This is a genomic window from Streptomyces dengpaensis, assembly GCF_002946835.1.
GTDB classification, from domain to species: domain Bacteria; phylum Actinomycetota; class Actinomycetes; order Streptomycetales; family Streptomycetaceae; genus Streptomyces; species Streptomyces dengpaensis.
In genome coordinates this window covers 4,479,986-4,498,934 of record NZ_CP026652.1, presented here as the reverse complement: position 1 = coordinate 4,498,934, position 18,949 = coordinate 4,479,986, and the positions used below count along the sequence as shown (strand labels likewise).

24 protein-coding genes are annotated in these 18,949 nt (G+C 69.1%); 16 read left to right on the top strand and 8 right to left on the bottom strand.

Annotation, left to right across the window (positions count from 1 at the left end):
• Positions 1–139 precede the first annotated feature (139 nt).
• On the bottom strand, positions 140–349 hold the full coding sequence (locus C4B68_RS20760; RefSeq protein ID WP_099506748.1) for a helix-turn-helix transcriptional regulator: 210 nt from the start codon (positions 347–349) through the stop codon (positions 140–142).
• Positions 350–402: 53 nt separating this feature from the next.
• Positions 403–627 carry a hypothetical protein gene (locus C4B68_RS20755; protein WP_099506749.1) on the bottom strand — a complete coding sequence of 75 codons (225 nt, stop codon included), beginning with the start codon at positions 625–627 and terminating at the stop codon, positions 403–405.
• Positions 628–825: 198 nt separating this feature from the next.
• Here C4B68_RS20755 and C4B68_RS20750 point away from each other — a divergent pair, with 198 nt between their 5' ends.
• The 11 genes from C4B68_RS20750 (at position 826) to C4B68_RS20705 (ending at position 8,964) form a co-directional block, all read left to right on the top strand.
• Positions 826–1,200 carry a hypothetical protein gene (locus C4B68_RS20750; protein ID WP_099506750.1) on the top strand — a complete coding sequence of 125 codons (375 nt, stop codon included), beginning with the start codon at positions 826–828 and terminating at the stop codon, positions 1,198–1,200.
• 176 nt (positions 1,201–1,376) lie between these two features.
• A complete protein-coding gene (locus C4B68_RS20745) occupies positions 1,377–2,246 on the top strand; it encodes a DUF6907 domain-containing protein (RefSeq protein ID WP_143674596.1) in 870 nt (289 codons plus the stop codon).
• 85 nt (positions 2,247–2,331) lie between these two features.
• A complete protein-coding gene (locus C4B68_RS20740; RefSeq protein ID WP_099506752.1) occupies positions 2,332–2,880 on the top strand; it encodes a hypothetical protein in 549 nt (182 codons plus the stop codon).
• Positions 2,877–3,254 (top strand): DUF6907 domain-containing protein, encoded by a 378-nt coding sequence (locus tag C4B68_RS20735; RefSeq protein WP_099506753.1) that lies wholly within the window; start codon positions 2,877–2,879, stop codon positions 3,252–3,254. Before C4B68_RS20740 ends, C4B68_RS20735 begins: the two co-directional genes overlap by 4 nt.
• Positions 3,251–4,348 (top strand): hypothetical protein, encoded by a 1,098-nt coding sequence (locus C4B68_RS41990; RefSeq protein WP_167459126.1) that lies wholly within the window; start codon positions 3,251–3,253, stop codon positions 4,346–4,348. Before C4B68_RS20735 ends, C4B68_RS41990 begins: the two co-directional genes overlap by 4 nt.
• On the top strand, positions 4,345–4,521 hold the full coding sequence (locus tag C4B68_RS41985; RefSeq protein ID WP_167459125.1) for a hypothetical protein: 177 nt from the start codon (positions 4,345–4,347) through the stop codon (positions 4,519–4,521). Before C4B68_RS41990 ends, C4B68_RS41985 begins: the two co-directional genes overlap by 4 nt.
• Positions 4,518–4,841 (top strand): hypothetical protein, encoded by a 324-nt coding sequence (locus C4B68_RS20725; RefSeq protein WP_099506349.1) that lies wholly within the window; start codon positions 4,518–4,520, stop codon positions 4,839–4,841. Before C4B68_RS41985 ends, C4B68_RS20725 begins: the two co-directional genes overlap by 4 nt.
• Positions 4,842–4,843: 2 nt before the next feature.
• Complete coding sequence (locus tag C4B68_RS41980; protein ID WP_167459124.1) at positions 4,844–5,020, top strand: hypothetical protein; 177 nt, start codon at positions 4,844–4,846, stop codon at positions 5,018–5,020.
• An 85-nt stretch (positions 5,021–5,105) separates the two neighbouring features.
• On the top strand, positions 5,106–7,271 hold the full coding sequence (locus C4B68_RS20720; RefSeq protein WP_099506348.1) for a cell division protein FtsK: 2,166 nt from the start codon (positions 5,106–5,108) through the stop codon (positions 7,269–7,271).
• 565 nt (positions 7,272–7,836) lie between these two features.
• Positions 7,837–8,541, top strand: coding sequence for a DUF433 domain-containing protein (locus tag C4B68_RS20710; protein WP_167459123.1), 705 nt, complete (start codon positions 7,837–7,839; stop codon positions 8,539–8,541).
• A 6-nt stretch (positions 8,542–8,547) separates the two neighbouring features.
• Positions 8,548–8,964 (top strand): PIN-like domain-containing protein, encoded by a 417-nt coding sequence (locus tag C4B68_RS20705; protein ID WP_099506345.1) that lies wholly within the window; start codon positions 8,548–8,550, stop codon positions 8,962–8,964.
• A 76-nt stretch (positions 8,965–9,040) separates the two neighbouring features.
• Here C4B68_RS20705 and C4B68_RS20700 read toward each other — a convergent pair whose 3' ends face one another.
• The 3 genes from C4B68_RS20700 to C4B68_RS20690 form a co-directional block, all read right to left on the bottom strand.
• Entirely contained in the window at positions 9,041–9,256 is a 216-nt protein-coding gene (locus C4B68_RS20700) for a hypothetical protein (protein ID WP_099506344.1), read from the bottom strand.
• A gap of 114 nt (positions 9,257–9,370) precedes the next feature.
• Positions 9,371–9,940 carry a class IV adenylate cyclase gene (gene cyaB / locus C4B68_RS20695; protein ID WP_099506343.1) on the bottom strand — a complete coding sequence of 190 codons (570 nt, stop codon included), beginning with the start codon at positions 9,938–9,940 and terminating at the stop codon, positions 9,371–9,373.
• An 18-nt stretch (positions 9,941–9,958) separates the two neighbouring features.
• Entirely contained in the window at positions 9,959–10,810 is an 852-nt protein-coding gene (locus tag C4B68_RS20690; RefSeq protein WP_099506342.1) for a helix-turn-helix domain-containing protein, read from the bottom strand.
• Positions 10,811–10,912: 102 nt separating this feature from the next.
• Between C4B68_RS20690 and C4B68_RS20685 the strand changes: the two genes are divergently transcribed.
• The 5 genes from C4B68_RS20685 (at position 10,913) to C4B68_RS20660 (ending at position 13,802) form a co-directional block, all read left to right on the top strand.
• Positions 10,913–11,458: a hypothetical protein gene (locus C4B68_RS20685; RefSeq protein ID WP_143674532.1), complete on the top strand. Its 546-nt coding sequence runs from the start codon at positions 10,913–10,915 to the stop codon at positions 11,456–11,458.
• A 193-nt stretch (positions 11,459–11,651) separates the two neighbouring features.
• Positions 11,652–11,861, top strand: a complete 210-nt coding sequence (locus C4B68_RS20675) for a hypothetical protein (RefSeq protein ID WP_099506339.1) — start codon at positions 11,652–11,654, stop codon at positions 11,859–11,861.
• A 197-nt stretch (positions 11,862–12,058) separates the two neighbouring features.
• Positions 12,059–12,301 carry a DUF397 domain-containing protein gene (locus tag C4B68_RS20670; RefSeq protein ID WP_099506355.1) on the top strand — a complete coding sequence of 81 codons (243 nt, stop codon included), beginning with the start codon at positions 12,059–12,061 and terminating at the stop codon, positions 12,299–12,301.
• Between the two features lie 69 nt (positions 12,302–12,370).
• Positions 12,371–12,946, top strand: a complete 576-nt coding sequence (locus tag C4B68_RS20665) for a hypothetical protein (protein WP_099506338.1) — start codon at positions 12,371–12,373, stop codon at positions 12,944–12,946.
• Entirely contained in the window at positions 12,906–13,802 is an 897-nt protein-coding gene (locus tag C4B68_RS20660) for a JmjC domain-containing protein (protein ID WP_099506337.1), read from the top strand. The genes C4B68_RS20665 and C4B68_RS20660 overlap by 41 nt, the downstream gene beginning before the upstream one ends.
• A 387-nt stretch (positions 13,803–14,189) precedes the next feature.
• On the opposite strand, the gene C4B68_RS20655 is transcribed toward C4B68_RS20660, so the two are convergent.
• From C4B68_RS20655 to C4B68_RS20645, 3 genes are read right to left on the bottom strand one after another with little or no spacing between them, the layout of a single operon-like run.
• Positions 14,190–17,921, bottom strand: a complete 3,732-nt coding sequence (locus tag C4B68_RS20655) for a phage tail protein (protein WP_099506336.1) — start codon at positions 17,919–17,921, stop codon at positions 14,190–14,192.
• The gene (locus C4B68_RS20650) at positions 17,918–18,289 is read right to left on the bottom strand and encodes a hypothetical protein (protein WP_099506335.1); all 372 of its coding nucleotides are present in this window, start codon (positions 18,287–18,289) and stop codon (positions 17,918–17,920) included. The genes C4B68_RS20655 and C4B68_RS20650 overlap by 4 nt, the downstream gene beginning before the upstream one ends.
• Complete coding sequence (locus C4B68_RS20645; RefSeq protein ID WP_099506334.1) at positions 18,286–18,507, bottom strand: RNA polymerase sigma factor sigma-70 region 4 domain-containing protein; 222 nt, start codon at positions 18,505–18,507, stop codon at positions 18,286–18,288. The genes C4B68_RS20650 and C4B68_RS20645 overlap by 4 nt, the downstream gene beginning before the upstream one ends.
• Positions 18,508–18,949 lie beyond the last annotated feature (442 nt).

Here is an 18,949-nt window from a genome sequence, read left to right as displayed (position 1 = left end):
GCGACTGCCCGAGGCGCTCCGCCGCAGGTCAGACCCGCACTGCCATCGGATGTGGTTGACCCTCGACGGAACGCGTACGGGCCACTTGGTGCCATCGCCGTGCCATCGAGCACGCCGTGCCGCGGCCAGCTCCGGGCGCTCAGTGCAGGTCCGTCCGGGTGCCTTGCCCGACGCGCTGGAAGCCGATGATCGTGGCTGGCTTCCACACGGGCGAGCGGCTGAACACCTTGTCCGCCGGCGGCAACTCGCCGCGCCCTCGGGAGCGGTACGCCCTGATCGTCTGCTCGCTCACACCCCAGTAGCTGGCGACGTCAGCGATTGCCCAGTAGTCGGCCTTCGGATCTGCCACGAGGAACTCCCTGTCCGGAACTTTGGCCGTTCGATGTTGACAAGGTGTGCGGCTCAGCTCCTCCCAGGCTCGGACCAGGGTCCGGCCGGCGGCCGCTCAGGCAGCTTCGCCCCGGGGCGCCTCATATACCAGCGCATGAACTCGCGCAGCACCCGAGCGCGAGGGCTGCGCCCCTCGGGATGCACGGCGCGTGTCGCCTGCTCGAACGGCTCCCACTCATCGTCGGGGGCGCGGAAGCGGCGGGGGGTGTCGTACTCGGTCTCTACCTCGGGTGTCATGCCCGCGAGAGTACGGCTTTGTGGCTACAGACGGCAAGCGTGCGCACGAGTGTTCGTGGCCACAAACTCGCCCATCAACCCCCTTGCTTTGTAGCCACAAAGCCATTAGGTTTGTAGCCACAAGAACAGCCCCCGGCGGTGCAGCAACACCGACCGAGGGCCTGACGGAATCCACCTGATCCACCAGGGAGAACCGCTATGGCTCATGTTCCCACCCACCGCGAGCACCGCGCGACGCGCCGTACGCTCCGCGCCACCCTCCGCCTCCGCGCCGCGGCCACCCGTACCCTCCGCAAGGCCACCCGCGCACTCGCCTCCGGCCAGCCGCAGACCGCCAAGACCCACCTGATCGGCCGCGGCCTCGACCCCACCACCGCGAAGCGCTTCGCCGGCGCCTTCTCCAAGGGCGTCACGCCGACCGCGACCAGCGAGACGGTCATCAAGCTCAAGGGCCGCGCCCGTAAGGCCGTCGCCGTGAAGCTGTACGACTCCGCGGCCTTCATGGCCCGCCTGCGGGTGTACCGCCCGAAGTCCCCCACCGCCGCTGCCGCGTTCGCGGCGCTCGCGGCCTAGTCCGCCACCCGCCCGCGCCTGCCCGGCCCGCGTTCTGAAGACGCGAATTCTACCGCCGGGGTAACGGAGTTGGGCCGAACGTCCCTCGAACGGAGAAGGGGCGCCTGGCCCAACCCCTGCGGGACGACTACGAGGAGAAGAGCCACGTGAACGTCACACCGGAGGGATCAGAGACCATGAACTACGCCACGGCCCTTGCCGCCGCCACCGCCCACCTCGTCGCCGACCAGACCGTCGAGACCCCGCTGTCCCGTGACCTCCGCGCCGGTGCGAGCGGGCAGCCGCGAGCGTACGCCGACGAGCTCGTCGAGGGCGGCGCCCGCGAGCACACCGAGCCCGCCGGCTGCCCCGTCTGGCCCGGGATCTGCACCGACACCACCCCGGGGCACTACGACCACTTCAACCACGAGCACCACGTCCTCGACAAGGGCGGCGAGCAGCTGCTCGACATCGGGTTCGTCCAGCTCTCCGACGTCGACGGCAACAGCCCGGCGATGATCTACATCCGCAGCGAGGACTTCGCCCCGGAAGAGGTCCGTCCGAAGACCACGGAGCTGCGGCGCCTACTCGACACGGCCGACGCACTCGCCGACAAGGTCATGGCCGTCCGCGAGCCCGCGCCCCCGGCCGAGCCGCGCACCTGGAAGTACATCCGCACGGGCGACCTCGCCGAGGTCACCGTCACCTGCACGATCTGGTGCGAGAACAGCCACGAGATGGACCAGTACCTCACCGCGGCCCCCTCGGACATCCACCACCAGGCGTACGGCCAGGAACGGACCGTCGAGGCCAGCGAGGAGTTCGAGAAGTACGAGCAGCGCCGGCTGCTGTCCGCACAGCTCGAGGTCATCCCGGACTCCGAGCTTGGTGAGGCCGAGCGCGTCCCGCACGTCAAGGTCGAGGTCGTCGACGGCCTGTGGTCCCGTCCGATGGGCCCGGACCAGCTGGCCGAGTTCATCGACACGGTGGAGGGCCAGTTGGGCGAGCTTCGGAAGCTGCACACCCGCCTCGTGGCCATCCGCGCCAAGGCAACCGCCCGGGCGTAGCCCGCACCAAGACGGCCCCGGAGGCGGCGACCCTACCGCCGCCCCGGGGCCTAGATCCGACCCTTCTCCAACAAGGAGTCAGACCTTGTCCAGTACCGTACCCAGCTGCACGAAGCAGCCCACCCCGGACAACCTCGACGAGTCCAGCGACCTCACCGTCGCCGTCCGCGTCGCCCAGCAGCTGCTCGCCACCTTCGGCAGCAGCAAGAGCGACGGCTTCTCCTACCCCGAGGCCTACGGCGCCCTCCGGGAGAGCCTGCGCCTGGTCCTGCGTTCCCTCGGCGCCGAGCCGGTCGACGAGAAAGGGTCCGGTCTGGTCCGGACCCCCGGCAGTGACCAGCGCTGCCCGGCCGCTCACCCCGACGACCCCACTCCGTGCGGCGGCCCGGTCGCCGTCACCGTGCTCGACGCGGACAACGCTGGCGCCAACGGCTGCGAGCACCACGGCGCCCGCCTCCTCGCCTCCCTGGACGGCGGCCGCGTCTACGCCCTGCCGGACGCCCCCGAAGGCGCCGCCATCCGCACCTTCAAGGCAGCCGACACGACCCGCCCGTTCTGCTGGTACGACGGCCCGCGCGTCGACCCGTCGCAGCTCAGCCGCGCGGAGAACCGCCACGGGGGTGAGGGCAAGTGACCGCGCCCCGCACCGTCACCCTCGCCACCGTCGACCGCGGCAACGTGACGATCCCCGAGCCCGCATGGTGCTCCGGACACAGCCACCACGACCCGCTCACCGAGTACGCCGACATCATCCACAGCAGCCCGGAACACACCCTCAACTTCCGGTACGTCGTCCTGCTCGCCGCGGGCCTGGTCCAGTCGCCGCACGCCACCACCGCCTCCCCCGGCCTCGGCGGCCCGACGCCCGGCGTCTCGGTCCACCCGCTCGGCGAGACCCTCGACCCCACCGGCCTCTACAGCCTCGCGGCCGCCCTCGACGCGTACTCCGACCAACTGCGCACCCTTGCCGACCAGCTGGACGCGATCCTCGACGGAGGTGGCCAGTGACCACCCGCCGCCTCACCAAGGGCCAGGCGATCGTCCTCGGCGCCGCCGCCCTCGTCATGGTCGCCGTCGGCGCGGCCGGCGCCATCGGCACCTTCTCCAACGTCGTCTCCGAGTTCCACCGCAAGGCCACCGCCATCGGCGTCGTCGCCGCAGGCGAAGGCCTCACCCTCATCCTCGCCCTGACCATGCTCGGCCTCACCATGCTCGGCCAGCCCTCGCCCACGTGGGTACGCGGCGGACTGTGGCTCGCCCCGCTCGCCGCCTGCCTCACCGGCCTGTCCCTCGCGAGCAGCGTCACCGAGGCCGCCGTGTACGGCATGACCCCGCTGGCCATGTCGGGCGCCGCCGAGGGCCTCGGCCTGATCGCCCGCCGCATCGTCATCTACCGCACCGGTGTGGACGCTGAGGCGCAGCGCCGCAACGCGGACGCCGTGCAGCAGCTCGCCTACCAGCGGGCCGTCTCCGAGGGCCACCCCGACGAGAAAGCGCGGCAGGCCGCACTGCGCAAGAGCTGGAGCCTGGCCAAGGTGGTCGGCCGCGGAGACCAGGTCCTCGGCGCCGAGCTGGTCGACGTGCAGCGCGTCCGGCTCCGCGCGGGAGCTGATGCGGCCCTCGCATCCATGTACGGCGGACAGACCGACAGCCCGTCGGTCAGTCCCGTCGAACGGCCCCGACAGGTCTCCGCGACCGAGGTGCTGCGCGAGCGGTTCGCCGACATGGACCCGGCGGATGCGATCCGCCTCGCACACGATGCGCGACCTGATGCGCCCCCCGCCGAACTCGCCGCGCTCCTGGGCACCTACGGCGTGCCAGTCGACCCTGTCGCGGTCGCCCTGGTCCTCGGCCACCGGGCACCGGAGTACGAGGCGCATCGACCTGATACGGCTGATGCGCACCAGGTCAGAGAGCTGGAACCGCTCGACATGGCGGGCGCCGTAGCCGAGGCCGCATCGGTCCTCGGGGCGAGCGCATCACCCAGGGACATCGCCGACCACATCGCCCAACATCGGCGCCTGGTCGTCACCGAGCCGTACATCCGCACCGCCCTCTCCAGGGCCGCGAAGAAGACCGAGATGGAAGGTGGATACGCATGATGCGCATCCTGTTCGGCGTCGTCCTCGCCATCCTCGTCGCCGTCCCGCCGCTCTTCGGCATCGTCCTGGCCGCCACCACGTTGGCCGCCTCGCAGCCCCCCGTCCTCGCGTTCGCCGCTGGCGTCATCCTCTGGCCGCGCATCACCCGCCGCGTCCGGAGGTGGGTGAAGTGACCGAGCCCGTACAGCGGCAGCAGATCGGCTACGACCTCGCCGGAAACCCCATGTACGTCGCGCCGATCCAGCACGGCCCGGCCTCCGTTGCCCATCAGGCAACGCAGCCGTTGCAGCCCATCAAGGCCCACCCGTGGGGCGCATACATCGCGGGCGGATGCCTCGGCGTCCTCGCCCTGACCGTGCTCGCCGTCGCCATCGCGTTCGTCGTCTTCGGCTTCGCGATCCTCGCTGCGGTCCTCGCCCTGGCGGTGGTCGCCCTCACGATCTGCGTCCTCGTCCTGCGCTCGATGTTCCGTGACTACCAGAAGGGGCACTGACCATGGCGTTCACCGACAAGGACCCGCACAACGTTGGCGAGATCCTCCGCGTCGTCGCCCTCGGCGCCCGCATCCAACGCCGCCAGGCCCGCGGCAAGTCTGTCAAGGCCTTGGAGAACCGCGTGGACCGCATCCGCGAGCAGGCGCAGAAGCGCGAGGACGGCAAGCGCAAGAAGTAGTTCCGCCACGGGGCGGCCATACCCGGCACAGGTACCTCGGCCGCCCCGTGTCCCAGAGCCCCATCGAGACCCAGGGAAGATCAGCATGACGCACACCGTCGTACCCGCCCAAGACCCGGGCACGAGTACACCCGTACCCGCCGTACCCGGAACGCCGGGTACCCCCACCACCGCCCCGCCCCCCGCCGGGGTTCCGTCGGCCGCCACGATCGACACCGGACCAGCCTCCGAGGGCGAGCAAGGCGCCCCCGTACCCGTCGACAATCCGGCCCTCCCCGAGCCCGGGGTACGTACCGAGAAGCGCCGCCCGATCCTCGCGTCGTGGCTGCGCTCTCGCAGCGACTTCACCGCCACCGTGTCGCGCGCGTCCGGCCACGCCGGGTACGCCAGCCTGTACCACGGGCTCCGCGTCCCCTGGTACAGCGTCCAGTTGACGATGATGGCGCCGCGCGGCACCGCCCGCTTCGTACGTGAGACGGGCCGATGGATCTGGGACCGCGAGGCCGCGCCCCTGCGGGACTGGGCTGTGCGGCACGAGGACGTCGAGGAGTACATGCGCCTCGCCCGCCTGCGGGCCGGACGCGTACGGCTGCGCGGTTTCGTCACCATCGTCGCTGCGGTGTTCGGCCTCGGCTTCGCCCTGTGGCTGTACGTCATGGCGCCCGCCTACCTGTACGCCTTCGCCGCCGGCGGGATCCTCTCCCTCGGCGTCCTCGGCCAGCAGCCCGACGCCCCGGTCATCGGCCCCGCGGTCATGCGCACCGAGCTGCAGAAGCTCACCGGCACGATCGTGCTGCGCGCCCTCGACTCGATCGGCAACGCGAAGATCTCGGCCGCCGTCAAGAAGGGCGGCGACATGAACGGCATGCGCTTCACCAGCGAGATCACCCGCGACGGCCCCGGCTACCGGGCGGACCTCGATCTGCCGTACGGCGTGGTGCCCGAGGACGTGATGGAGGAGCGCCAGGCCCTCGCCTCCGGGCTGCGTCGCAAGCTCGGCTGCGTGTGGCCGTCCGGCGACCCGGAGGAGCACGAGGGCCGACTGATCCTGTGGGTGGGCGACAAGCCCATGAACGAGACCACGAAGCCGCCGTGGCCGCTGCTGAAGGAGGGCGAGGTCGACCTGTTCAAGCCCGTGGTGTTCGGCAACGACCAGCGGATGCGGGAAATCGTCGTATGCCTCATGTTCGTCTCGGTCGTCATCGGCTCCGTCCCCCGCATGGGCAAGACGTTCCTGCTGCGCCTGCTGCTGCTCATCGCCGCCCTCGATTCCCGTGCATCCGTCCTCGGGTTCGACTTCAAGGGCACGGGCGACCTCGGCCCGCTGGAGCCCGTCTGCCACCGCTACCGGTCCGGCGAGGAGGACGAGGACCTCCTGTACGTTCTGCACGCGATGCGGGAGCTGAAGGAGGAGCTGCGGCGGCGGGCCAAGGTGATCCGCAGCCTGCCCAAGTCCCGCTGCCCCGAGTCGAAGGTGACCCCGGCCCTGGCAAGCGACAGGAGCCTCGGCCTGCACCCGATCGTCGTGGGCTTCGACGAGTGCCAGGTCCCCTTCGAGCACGAGAAGTACGGCGCGGAGCTGGAGTCCATCTGCACGGACATCGCCAAGCGCGGCCCGGCCCTCGGCATCATCGGCATCTTCGCCACTCAGCGCCCGGACGCCAAGAGCCTGCCGCCCGGCATCAGTGCGAACGCCATCCTGCGGTTCTGTCTGAAGGTCATGAGCCACACCGCGAACGACATGGTCCTTGGCACCGGCGCGTACAAGTCCGGCGTCCGCGCGACGATGTTCTCCCGCTCGGACCGCGGTATCTGCTGGATGTCCGGCGAGGGCGACGACCCGGTCATCGCCGCGTCCGCGTTCGTCGACGGACCGGCCGCCGAGGGCGTCGTCGCCCGGGCCCGGCAGCTGCGCGAGGCGTATGGGAACATCACCGGCCACGCCATCGGCGAGGGCCCAACGGAGCGCAAGGGCATGGACGTCCTCGGCGACTCCCTGAAGGTGTTCCACGCCGACGAGGAGCAGCTGTGGTGCGAGCGCCTCGCCGCCCGCCTCGCGGAGTGCTGGCCGGATGTCTACGGCGAGTGGAGCACCGCGAGCGTGGCGCCTGCGCTGCGCCCCTGGGGCATCACCACGACCGACGTGTGGGGCACGACCGACGAGGGCGAGAAGACCACGAAGCGCGGGATCAAGCGCGCCGACATCGCTGCCGCTCTCACTCGTCGTGACGCCGACAGGGCTGCGGCCTGACGCTCGCACCGGTGCTAGGCCTAGCACCCCGCCCTGCTAGGCCTAGCACCCCCGCTAGCACCAAATCACGCCCCTGGCCTGCTACCTAGCGCCTAGCAGCAGGGGCCCGGGAAACGGGAAACACTCGCCTCAGCAGGAGGAGACACCCCATGTGGCTTGCTATGGCCGCGCTCATACTCTGGTTCGGCGGCTACGCAGTGTTGTGCGCCGTCCGGCCGTTCGCGCCGTGCCGGAAGTGCGCTGGCGCGGGCGAGATCGAGCGATTCCGGAAGGTGCGGACGTGCCCGCGGTGCCACGGTCGCAAGCTTCGGCTGCGCGTCGGCCGGCGGGCGCACAACGCCTGGCGGCGCACTTACGACAACGGCACCCGCTGACCCCACAGCGGCCGCCCCCGACGACTGGCCGGGGGCAGTATCGCGGCGCGTAGGCCGGGCGGGTACAACTGAAGGCGCACCACACAGCCATTGGTAACGATCCGGGAACACGGGGCACTCTGGCGGGAAGAACGTCGGACGTTGAGACTCGTTGGCAGGTAGACATGACGATCGGCGAAGGGGGGAAAGCCGTGGCCATCGCGTATCTGGAGCGAGCCGTCTACGACATGCGGCAGGTAGACCGGCTGCTGAGGCTCACACCCGGCACCGCCCTGCGCTGGATCGACGGCTACACCCGGGTCGGAAAGAATTACCCGCCCATCATCCGGGAATCAGCGACCGGCTCTCCACTGGTCACCTGGGGTGAGTTCGTCGAGACAAGCCTGCTGTCGGTATACCGAAATGCTGGCGTGCCGATGTCGCGAATGCGGCCGATCGTCCAGGCCCTGAAACGTCGTTTCGGCACGAAGTACCCACTGGCGCACGTCCGGCCTTGGGTGGACCAGGGTCGGAACCTGGTGTACGAGGCTCAGGAGGAAGTCGGCCTGGACGCAGGGCTGCGGATCGTGGTCGAGGCACGGAGCGGGCAACTGCGGCTGTCGCCGGCCGCCGAGACGTTCTTCGAGTCGGTCGAATTCGAGCGGGTCACGGACGAGTTGGGGCACACGTCCCCGGTGAAGATCGCCGCGCGCCTGTACCCATACCGGAACGACCGGGCTGTCGTCATCGACCCGGAGAGGCGTTCTGGTGTGCCGGTGGTCAGGTCGGTGCCGACGGAGATCCTGGCGCAGATGGTCAGGGCCGGGGACGACGTGGACGTAATTGCGGACTGGTACGACCTCTCTCCGGGGCAGGTGCGTGCGGCGGTGGACTACGAGAACTCGCTGGCAGGTTGATCGATTGTGGCGGCACGGGCGGGGGAAGAACGCTTCTTCGCTGACGAGAGCGTCCTCGGTGTCGGGAAAGCGCTGACCATCGCGCGCCGTGACACCATCCACACGGGGCATGTGCTGATCCCGGAGGTTCCGCTCGGTGCGAAGGACCCGGAGTGGATACCGATCGTCGCGAGCAAGGGCCTGGTCGCCCTCGGGCGGGACGGGAAGATGCGCACGCGCCCGGGCGAGCGGGAACTCATCATCGAGCACAAGCTGAGGGTGATCCGTATCGGCGACAAACGCGACCTCAACGGGTGGGACATGCTGGTTCGCTTCGTCCGGTACTGGGGTGCGATCGAGGAGGAGATCACGCGCCGGGGCGAGGGCCCGTGGTTTTTGTCGCTGATGCCTGACGGGCTTCACGAGTGGCAGCTCCGACCTTGAGTAGTCCGCTACGACTCTGCCGGTAGCGTGAGTCGGTTCGGCCCCTTGCACGGTCACCACGACCGAGCAGGGCCTTTCAGTGTTCCCACACCTGCGGGCCGCCGCCGCGCCACTCGATCAGCCCGGACCCCTCGACGTACGCCTCGTCGACATCCTCGAGCCCGGCCCGACGTAGGAACTCCGCAATGTCCCGCAGCCCGTACGCCCGGCCGAGGATCTCCCCGTCCATCCGCACACGCCGGCCACCGTCCTCACCGGGTGGGTACACGATCACGGGCATCACGGAAGCCATGAGCCCAGCCTCTCCCAAGGGGGAGGCTGCCGCACCAGGAGTAGTCGGAGAGACGTGCCAAGGGCGTGCCATCTGGTCAAGGAACAGCAAGTCAGGCCCGGCCAACCGCATCCCTTATGCGGTTGGAGGGTATCCGCGCTCCGCGGCGACCGCGCCCGTGTACGTCGCCCGCGTCAGATCCTCCGGCCCAATGCCCAGCTCGGCGAGGACCGCGCGGACGTCGTCCAGGGCCGCGCCCACGTCGTCCTCGTCGACGATCGTCTCGACTTCCAGGAACGTCCCATCGATCTCGGGGACGCGCACGAGGGTGGCGAGCATCTGCCGGCCGCGGGCCTCGAAGTCGTAGTTGCGGCACCGCTTCTCGAAGGCGATCGCCGGAACGTAGCCAAGGCCCTGCAGGATGGCGTGCGCCTCCTGTGGATCCGTGACCCTGGTCTCGTGCTCGGGCTTCGAGCCGGAAGCTTCGTCGACCGTGGCGTCCTTGAAGGTGAGCATGGTCCGCAGACCGTTCCGGCCGTGGACGGTCCGCACCCGCAGCTCCTGGTCCCGCTTGCCCAAGCTGCCCGACGGGTCGTCGTAGTAGGTGTCCTGGTACACCTCGACACGGGCCTCGGCGCGCTCGTCGAGCTGTCGCATGACCGCCTCGGGCGAGTGAACGCGGGCCTTCAACTCCGCCTCGATCACCAGGGTTCCCCTCTCGGTTCAGACCGTGCGCTGCGCGCCGTCGACGATCGCCTCGAACATCCTGCGGAAGCCCCGGTACAGGGGGCCGTGCGGTGTCTCCATCACCTTGTACGTCGCTGACTCGTGGCCTTCCCACCCCGCGTCGAAGGCGCTGACGAACATGGTGGAGTCCGTGCGGATGAGCCGCCAAGTAGGCAGCATGCGATACCGCCACACGCCGATGTTGGACGAGTCGGCAAGCTCCCGTAGCCGAGCCTCGGCCAGCCGCACGCCCCCAGCAAGGGCCTCGGCGGACTCCCCGATCTCGGCCGCCCGTTGGGCCAGGGCGTCGCTATCGGGGTCGAGGAGCAGCACGCGGATGCGGAGTCCCTTGCCTCCCTGTTCGCGCGGCAGGCAGGCGCGCAGGAGGCTGTCGTTCAGCCCGATCAGGCCGAGGCCTCGTACGGCAAGGACGTCTAACTCCTGTGCCTCGCGGGCCTGCTGCTGGATTTCCTCGGCCGCCGAGTTCTGCGCCGCATAGACGCGCACTACCTCGGGGAACGCGGCCAGGTCGAACGCGGCTCCCCCGGAACGCTTCTCCCGGCTCGCGGCGAGGCCGAGCAGATGGCGGGCGTCGTCGGGCATACGGAGGCCGTCCGCGATCCGCTCGTATACGTCGAGGCGGGACACCTCGCGGCGGCCGTTGATGATCTCGTTGACGCGGGCCTGCGTCATCCCGGCTGCCGTGGCGATGCGGGACTGGCTGGCACCGGCGTACTGCTGCACGTACCGGAACACGGCGCCAACGTCCCGCGCGCGCAGAGCCTGACGCACCTCTGCGCGTTCCCATGCCCAGTCGGGTAGTTCGATCGGTCCGAGCGTCGTCGTCATGGCGCAGCCCCCGGTATCCACAAACGGGATGGGAAGTTATCCCACCGTGAGATTACCGGCCGGGTATCGAGTCGACACGGCCCGTCACCCGATGGTGACTGCATGGTGAAAACGTCCTCGCTGGAAGCGCCGTCCGCTGGCCGCTCGTTGGAATGGATGCCCGTTGGCCGCACCGTGTCGCTGCGCCCGGCCGGGCAGTGGTGGGATGCCGTGCGGGTCCCGAGAGAAATCGCGCTTGTGGCGCTCGGCGGCCTCGGCAGGAACACCGGGGCCGTCATCGAGGACCCGGGCGGCGGCACCCTGTACTGGCTCGTACCGGCCGGGCAGGCGGCGGACTGGCAGATGCCCGAGGGAGCGAGGATCGCAGTCCTCAGCGAGGCCGCGCACCTCGCCGTGCCGGGTCCCCAGCGCACGGCGGGCCCGCACTGGCGTATCCCGCCGACCCGCAGCAACGCTCTGACGGATCCTGGGCAGCTCCATGATGCGCTGGCGCGTGCCGCCGCGGTCGTGGCCAAGGAGCCGCCCGACGAGGCGTACAAGGCGCTCTGCGCCCACTACGACGAGTGCCCCGGCTGTGCCCATGACACTGCCCCGTGCACGCACGGGCGGCAGCTGCGGCAGGCCTGGGTGGCGGTGCGCTGGTCATGACGACGACCATGGATGAGCCCGTCGACCTGCCGCTGCCCCTGGATCGGCCGGAGCCGAGGCCACGGTGTGGGGTGTGCGCAGCGCTGGCCCGGCAACGGGCCAAGGCGGAAGCCGAAGGGGACTACTCGAAAGTCAGCGACTGCAACATCGAGATCCGTGAGCACCGTTCACCCCACCGCCGTCGGCGGTCGTCGTGAGTAGCCGCTTCGAGTTCGTCGACACCGGGATCGGCTACGGCCACGTGCAGCGGGTCGCGTCGAGCGGCCAGTTCAGCAGAGTGCAGCGCGCGTACCGGGCGTACATAGACCACGGCCGCGAGTGCGCGACGTGCGCGGTGGACAGTTCGACGTGTGCGACGGCCGAGGCGTTGTGGGAGGCGTACCAGGCCGCGAACTCTGCATGAGCTCTCGTGGCCGGCTCCCCTGTCCGGCTGCGAGAAAGGCGGCCGTCCTGACGCCCTCGTATGGGGCGGCCGCCGTACGAACGCCCGCCCGCTCTCTGCACCCCAGGCTCATCAGGAGGGCGGGCGGGACAGCAAGAGCGCGACGGCGCGGAGACCGTCTCTTCGTGAAGAGATCACCAGATCCTTTGGAGGTCATCATGGCCAAGCCGAACCTGTACGAACTGCCCGCAGTGGCCGACGCCCCCGCCAGGAAGTGGTGCGGCGGCAACCTCGGCGGCGACAACGAAACCTGCGTGGAAACCACTCCTCTCACCGGGATGGACGCATTCGTCGTCACCGACTCCAAGCCCGAGGGCCGCGGCCGCGAGCTGCGCATGACCGGCGCGGAACTCGACTCGTTCGCCGTCGAGTGGATCCGCAGCCGGGGCCTGTCGCTCTAGGCTGACCGCCCGCCACGCACACCACGGGCCGTCCCGCCATCGCGGGGCGGCCCGTCCTGAAGGAGCCTCATGACCACCACCGCACACGAGCAACCGAAGCTCACCAGCCAGAGCTGGGTCGGCCACTGGCACGGCTTCGGCCCCTGGATCGGCGCCCCGGACCGCTACGCGAGGGAAGGCAACCGACGGCCGCCGCACCCTGTACAGCCTGCCCCCGAGTCCGACCATGCCAACCGCTACCGGGAGGCTGCCAGCGAGTTCGCCACCGGCAGTGTGCCCCCGCTGATGACCGGACACTGGCTGATGAAACACGGGCAGGTCGCCCGCGCCCGCACCTGGACGGACGCCGCCGACGCCGTCGAATGGCTCAAGCAGCAGCACACCAGCAATCCGCCCTTCGAACGGTCCGACGGCTTGCAGGCCTACGCCGAACTGGACGTCAAACTCGGATACGCCCTCGACGTGCTCCCCCGGGGCGTTGACATCACCTGGGTCCACTACACCCAGTCCCGCAGCCTGGTCTCCGCCTCGGTCGTGTGCTGCCCGAACCTCTTCCACCCGAACATTCCCTGCCCGCTGGAACCCTCAACGACGAGGAGCCCCCATGTCGCTCAGTTTGCTGCTGCCCCCGGAGGGATTAGCTGAACTCCTGACCGACTGGCCAGACGAACCCCGCGTGTACGAGCGCGGACGGACCGAGGTAGACGAGGCCATGAGCCTGGACTGCTTCAACGAACTTATCGACACCGGCTGCGCGCCGCCCGACGAGATCGCCGTCATCAAGGCCGGGCCCTCCAACCGGACCGCGTTCCTGACGAACGGCCGCACCGACCCGGCCAAGCTGCGCCGACTACGCGGCCAGGGCTACACCATCCGCTTCGGCAACATGCAGCGCTGGACACCCGCCTTCCAGCGCATCTCACGCGGCATCCAACACGAGACCGGCTACTCGAACTACATGCACGCCTTCCTCACCCCAGGGGGCGAGCAAGGGCTACTGCACCACTGGGACCAGCAGATGGCCGTCATCGTGCAGGTGGCCGGCATCAAGACCTGGCAGTTGTGGAAGCCGCCCGTGACGGCGCCGATGCGCGAGTACAACGAGAGTTTCCGGGTGTGGCGCGAGGACTTCATACCCCAGTGGGAGGCGGCCGGGCCCGACCTGACGATCGACCTGACGGCCGGACAGACGCTGCTGCTGCCCCGCGGATGGGTCCACAACCCGCACGCGCTGGCCTACGACGAGCCCAGCTTGCACCTGACCTTCGCCATCCGCGAGCGCACTCCGCTGTGGCTCGCCGAGAAGCTGCTCGAGCGCGCCATTGAGGAGCCGGAGTTCCGGCGCATCATCACGCCCCGGGACGTCACCGGGTCGGCGCTCGCCGACCGCTTGCGCGAGACGCGGCAGGCGCTCGTGGACTTCCTCGACGGGCTGGACCTGGACGAGGTGTCCGCCCTTGTCCGCGCGGCAGCCATGACGGAACTGGAGTACACCACCTGACAGACAGGACAGGCCCCGGCCGGACCGGAACCCCGGCCGGGGCCGCTCCATGTCTGGGGGCAGCGGCCCGTGCAGGTCGGGGAGGGTGCGGCCCACGCGCGGGCGGACGGGACCGCGGCGGACGCCGAGTTTTTCCTGAAGAAAAAGTCCGGCCCACGCGCGGGCGCACGGGACCCGTCGGGTTCCTGAGAACCCAACGGGGATCGCGTCCGGCCCACGCGCGGGCGCACGGGATCAGGCCCCGACCGGACGCCGATCCGGCCAGGGCCGCTCCATGTCCGCTGCTCGGTGGCCACATCAGCACCACAAGCCTCGGCCGTGCACGGGGAGGGTCCACGGCGCCTCCGGTCCTGTACGGGCCGGAGGCGCCCGGAAGCGCCTGCCGCCTCAGTAGGAGCCGAGCGCGGCTTGGACGTTCCCGCCCCTGTGCCGGATCGACTTACGCAGCGGGTCAATGATCACTTCGCCGAGGTCGCGGCCACCGAGCTGCATCTGTACGACGATCGGCCGACCCTCCCAACCACCGCCGCCCTGCCCGCCGCCGACCGGAGTAGCCGTGCGCCGTACCCCGCCACCGCGCGGCGTGTTCAGCATCGACGCCCACGGCGCCGCAGCCTTACGCCGCGAGTCCGGGTTCGACCACACCCGCGACCCCGCCGGCAGATCCAGCAACTCCGCGCCGTGCTCGCCCACCCACGTCAGATTGCTGCGGACCCCGCCCGACGCGGCCGCACCCACGATCCCGCCCGCGGCCTTCTTCCCGATCGCCTTGGAGATGGCCCGCTCCATGGTCTTCGCGAGGTTGGCCATGGTCTTCTCCAGCTTGTCCTGCTGCTTCGTCAGGTTCTTGACGTACGCCTCCTGCGCCTTGATTGCCGCCCCGTACACCGCGTCAGATGCGGTGCCGCCCGCCTGCTTCGCGTAGGTCGCGGTCTGCGAGCGCAGCGTGTTCAAAGACTTGATCTCCGAGGACGAGGCGCTCATCAGGGCGCCCGCGGTCTCCAGTCCGCCGCCCTCGACACCGGCCGATGCGATGTCCTCGATGAGGCCCTTGTCGAGGCCCTTCTTCTGCAGCTGCTTCAGTGCGTCGGCGAAGGCCTTCGCCTTGTCCCGGGAGGCCGTTGCCGAGCCCATGATCGAGGCGACCGTGAGCGGGGCGTCGCCCTGCGCGCCGCGGGTGATGTTGGCTGAGCCGAGGATGTTGGACCGCACCGAGCTGGACAGCTGCGACGCGGAGCTCTTCAGGTCGTTGAGTTTGCCCTTCGCGCCTTCCAGCGCCTTGTTCACCGAGGTGAGTTGCTTCTCGTACTTGATGAGGCCCTTGCCGACGGAGTCCAGTTGCCTCAGCAGCCGGGACTCCGTACGGCCCGATGTGGCCCTGCGAATGTTGCCCGCGGCCTCGTTCAGCGAGGACACGAGACTGTGGATGTCGGTGGGTGCGCCGAGGTTCTTCTCGAACGGGGTGCGCTGGTATCCGGCGGCGCGGCCGAACGTGCTGATGCCGAACTGGCCGCGCAGGGTGCCGCGGGCGTCCTTCTCTCCTTGCGTCAGACCACCCTTGGCGAGCCGGGCAATCTTCAACTGGCCCTCGTTGAGCGCGTCAAGCATGGCAACGCCGTACTTGCGCACAGCCTTCGACTGGATGACGTACTCGGTGTTCGACACCGCAGCGTCCGCGCCAGACCCGAACGTCGCATAGACGGAGTCGCTCGTCGCCGTGCCCGGGCCCTGTACGTAGCCGCCGTTCGGGAAGTGCTGGATGTTCCCGCCGCCCGCGTAGCCGCGCACGCGCCCGCCGCGGGCGAGGACCGGGATACCGCCGAGGCCGGCGATGGCCGCAGCTGCAGCGCCGATGCCTGCCGTGCGGACCTGCACGGTGACCGAGCGGCCCTTGATGCCGAGCAGTTCGGCCTTCGCCGCGGCAACCTTCCGCTGCAGGTCCCTGATCTCACCCTTGATGTGCGCGGTCTTCGACGACGGCGCGTTCTTCAGCTTGCCCTTGGCGTCCGCGATCTTCTGCGTGAGGTCCTTGATGTCACCCTTGATCAGCGCGGTCTTGTTCGGGGTCCGCAGAATCTGATCGGCGAGCTTCTTCGCCTCGGTGCTGTTCTTCGACACGCTCAACGTGGCCTTGTCGAGCGCACTCCGGCCACGGTCGTACACCTTCAGAGCCTCAACCCAAGACCCCGTCTCCGCGTACTTGGCCTCCATCGCCTTCATCGTGGTCGACGCAATCGCGTCCAACGCCGCGTTGTTCTGACGGCCCGCGTCGGTGTTGTCGTCGAGCGTCTTGCCGTTCTTCTTCAGCGTCTCCGTGGCGGCGTCGATCGCCTCCTCCATCGCACGGACATCGCCGCGGGATTCCAGGTACACCGAGTTGAGGGCGTGGATGGACTGCGTCAGCCCGGACGCGGCCTTCTTCTGCGCGTCGAGCTTCGCCTGCACGGCCAGCGACTGCGCGCCGTACACGCCCATGCTCTTCGTGGCCTGCTCCTGCTCCCACTTGGCATCCGCTACGTGGTCGATGTACTTCGGGAACAGCGCGTTGACTTCCTTCAGCGAATGGCCCTCGGCCAGAGCGGCCTTCTTGACCATGTCGAAGTCGACTGCCGCCTGCTTGGCGTAGCCACTCGACACCAAGTCGGCCATGCCCTTGTCCAGGCTGGCGAAGTCGTCTTTCAGTGCGCCAAGGGACTTGTCGCCCTTCGACATGTTGTTGATCGAGTCGGCAATCTTGTCGGCGAGGTCGTCGAGCCCGGGAATGCGGAAACCGAACGCGGTCTCCTTGCTCTTCGCTGTCTCCTTGTTCAACAGCTTGATCTTGTCGACGAGGCCGTTGACGTCACCGAACGTCTTCTTCAGCTCACCCGTGAACTTGCCCGTGGACGCCAGCTGCTTCAGCGATGACGTGAGCTTGTCGACGTCCGGCGGCGCGCCCTTCGCTTCGTCCGACAGCTTCTTGATACCGATCGCCAGCAGCGCGAGGCCACCGATCACGACCGACGCCTTCGCCGCGGTACCGAGGGCGGCGAACCCGGCGCGCATCCTGCCGACTCCGGTGGTTGCGGCAGCGGATGCGGTGGCGATGGTGGTGATGCGCGTCTGCAGCGTGGCGAGCCCCGCACCCACCGCGGCGACACCCGCACCCGCCAACGTGATCAGCTTGAACGCGGCATACACCTGCATCAGATTGGCGATCAGCGACGCCGGCACCGACGCCACCAGCTTGGCGAACGCATTCACCAGCGTCAGCAGGCCCGGCCCCGCCTGCGCCGCACCCTGCAACAGGTTCGACACCGCCTCCGCAACGTTAGACAGCAGCTCCTTCACCGCCGGACCCTGCGCCCGCGCGTACTCAAAGAACGACGCGATCGGCCCGTGCGCGTTGCCCTCCGACAACACCCGCATGAAGTGAATCGCCTTGTCGGTGGCCCCCTTCAGCGCATTGTTCGAGAAGTCGGAGACCTTCTTTGACAGCGTGTCGAACGCAGACGTGTTGACCCCACCGGCCGCCACATCCACCAGCCGAGTGAGCTCCGTCGACGCGCCCTTCACCATGGGCGTCAGCTTCGGAATCACCTGCCCAAGCACCGCAAAGCTCTTCTCCACCGGCGCCATCGTGAACTTCGCCAACGAGTCCGACCAAGCCGTCGACTCCTCGCGAAGCTGCTGAAAGGCCACCGCCGCCCGCTGAGTCGCCGCCGGCATCCCCTTCAGCGTCTGCGACGCAGCAAGCTGGGCCTGAGCTGCCTGACTGGAATGCGCGCCGTACTTCTTGACCGACTCGGTGTACGCGTCCTGCGCCTTCGACACGTTGGACAAGCTGGCGAGTTGTGGCTTCAAAGCCGCACCGAACGCGCCGATAGCGAGACCCGCAGCGCCCGCCTGCACGGCGATCGGAGCCAGCGACGCAGCAACAGGCACGGCAGCGGGAGCAAGACTGAGCATGCTCGCCCTGATGTCGAGCATCGACTTCGACATCCGCGCGCCCGACCGCTGCACGTCGTTGCTCGCCGCCGCGAACCGGCCCTGCATGTCCCGCAAGTTCCCGTTGACGTCACGGAATCCGGCCGCGGTCTGGTTGTTGACCCGGACTGTGATCGTTACGTCGTCGCTCACGAGGCCGCTCCGCTCAGCAAGCGCGCCAGGTCAGAGTCCATATCGCCCGGCCATACCCTGACCGGCAGACCGACCATCGCGAACAGGTCCAACTTCTCGTCCATCGGCCACTCGCACCAGGCCACGGCGTCCAGGCCCAACGCCTCGAACAGGCCGAACACGACGAGGAACGCCCCCTCGTTGGGGCAGCCCGCAGCGCACGCGGCGCGGGCCTCTGCAACGTCCTGGTCGTCGAGTCCGTAGAGGGTGAAGTACATGCCCTGGTGCTCGCCCTCGGCGAGAACGATGTTCGTACGCTTCGCCTGAGCGGTGCCCAAGCTGGCGGTCCGGCGGCCCTTGTGGCGTCCGCGGCCCTTACGCTGGCTCACTCGCCCACCCCCGCCCGCAGCGACGCCACAGCGCCATCCAGAAGCCGCAGCCGCACGCGGTGGATGTCTGCCCGCACCTCGGGCCGCGCCCTCCAGCGGCGCACCGTGCGCCCCGAGACGCCGATCTCCGGGCCGATCTCCTCCGTGCTGCGCCCCATCGCCAGCAGTACCGCGGCCCGCACTCTCGGCGGCAATTCCTCGCGTCCAACAGCGTCCATTGATGTCCACCTCCTACAAAGATCGTACGGCTGAATGCATGTCTTCACGGAGAAACAGCCGCATCACATTGGAGGTTTCTTACAAAACAGCGGCACCCGACCTTCCGTACAGGAAGGTTGGGCCCCACGTACGCGACGAGCCCACGCATGCGTTACGGCTACGCGTTACAGAGGAGTCCGCTCACGCTAGCGTTACGGCTATGAGTGACAGACAATGGGAGATCGATTGCGGCATGTGCGACGCCGCTCTCACCGGCCCCGGCTTCCTCGTCCAAGCAACCCGCTCGCGCGGACGACGGCACTGGACAACCCGTGAACTGATCTGCGAGCCCTGCTACCGGGCCGGATGGATCGACCCCGACACCGGCCATATCGCCCCGCCAGCAACCCGCCAGCGTCCCGGCTTCGAGTGGTTCGAGCTTGCCGGACGCGGGAGCGAGAT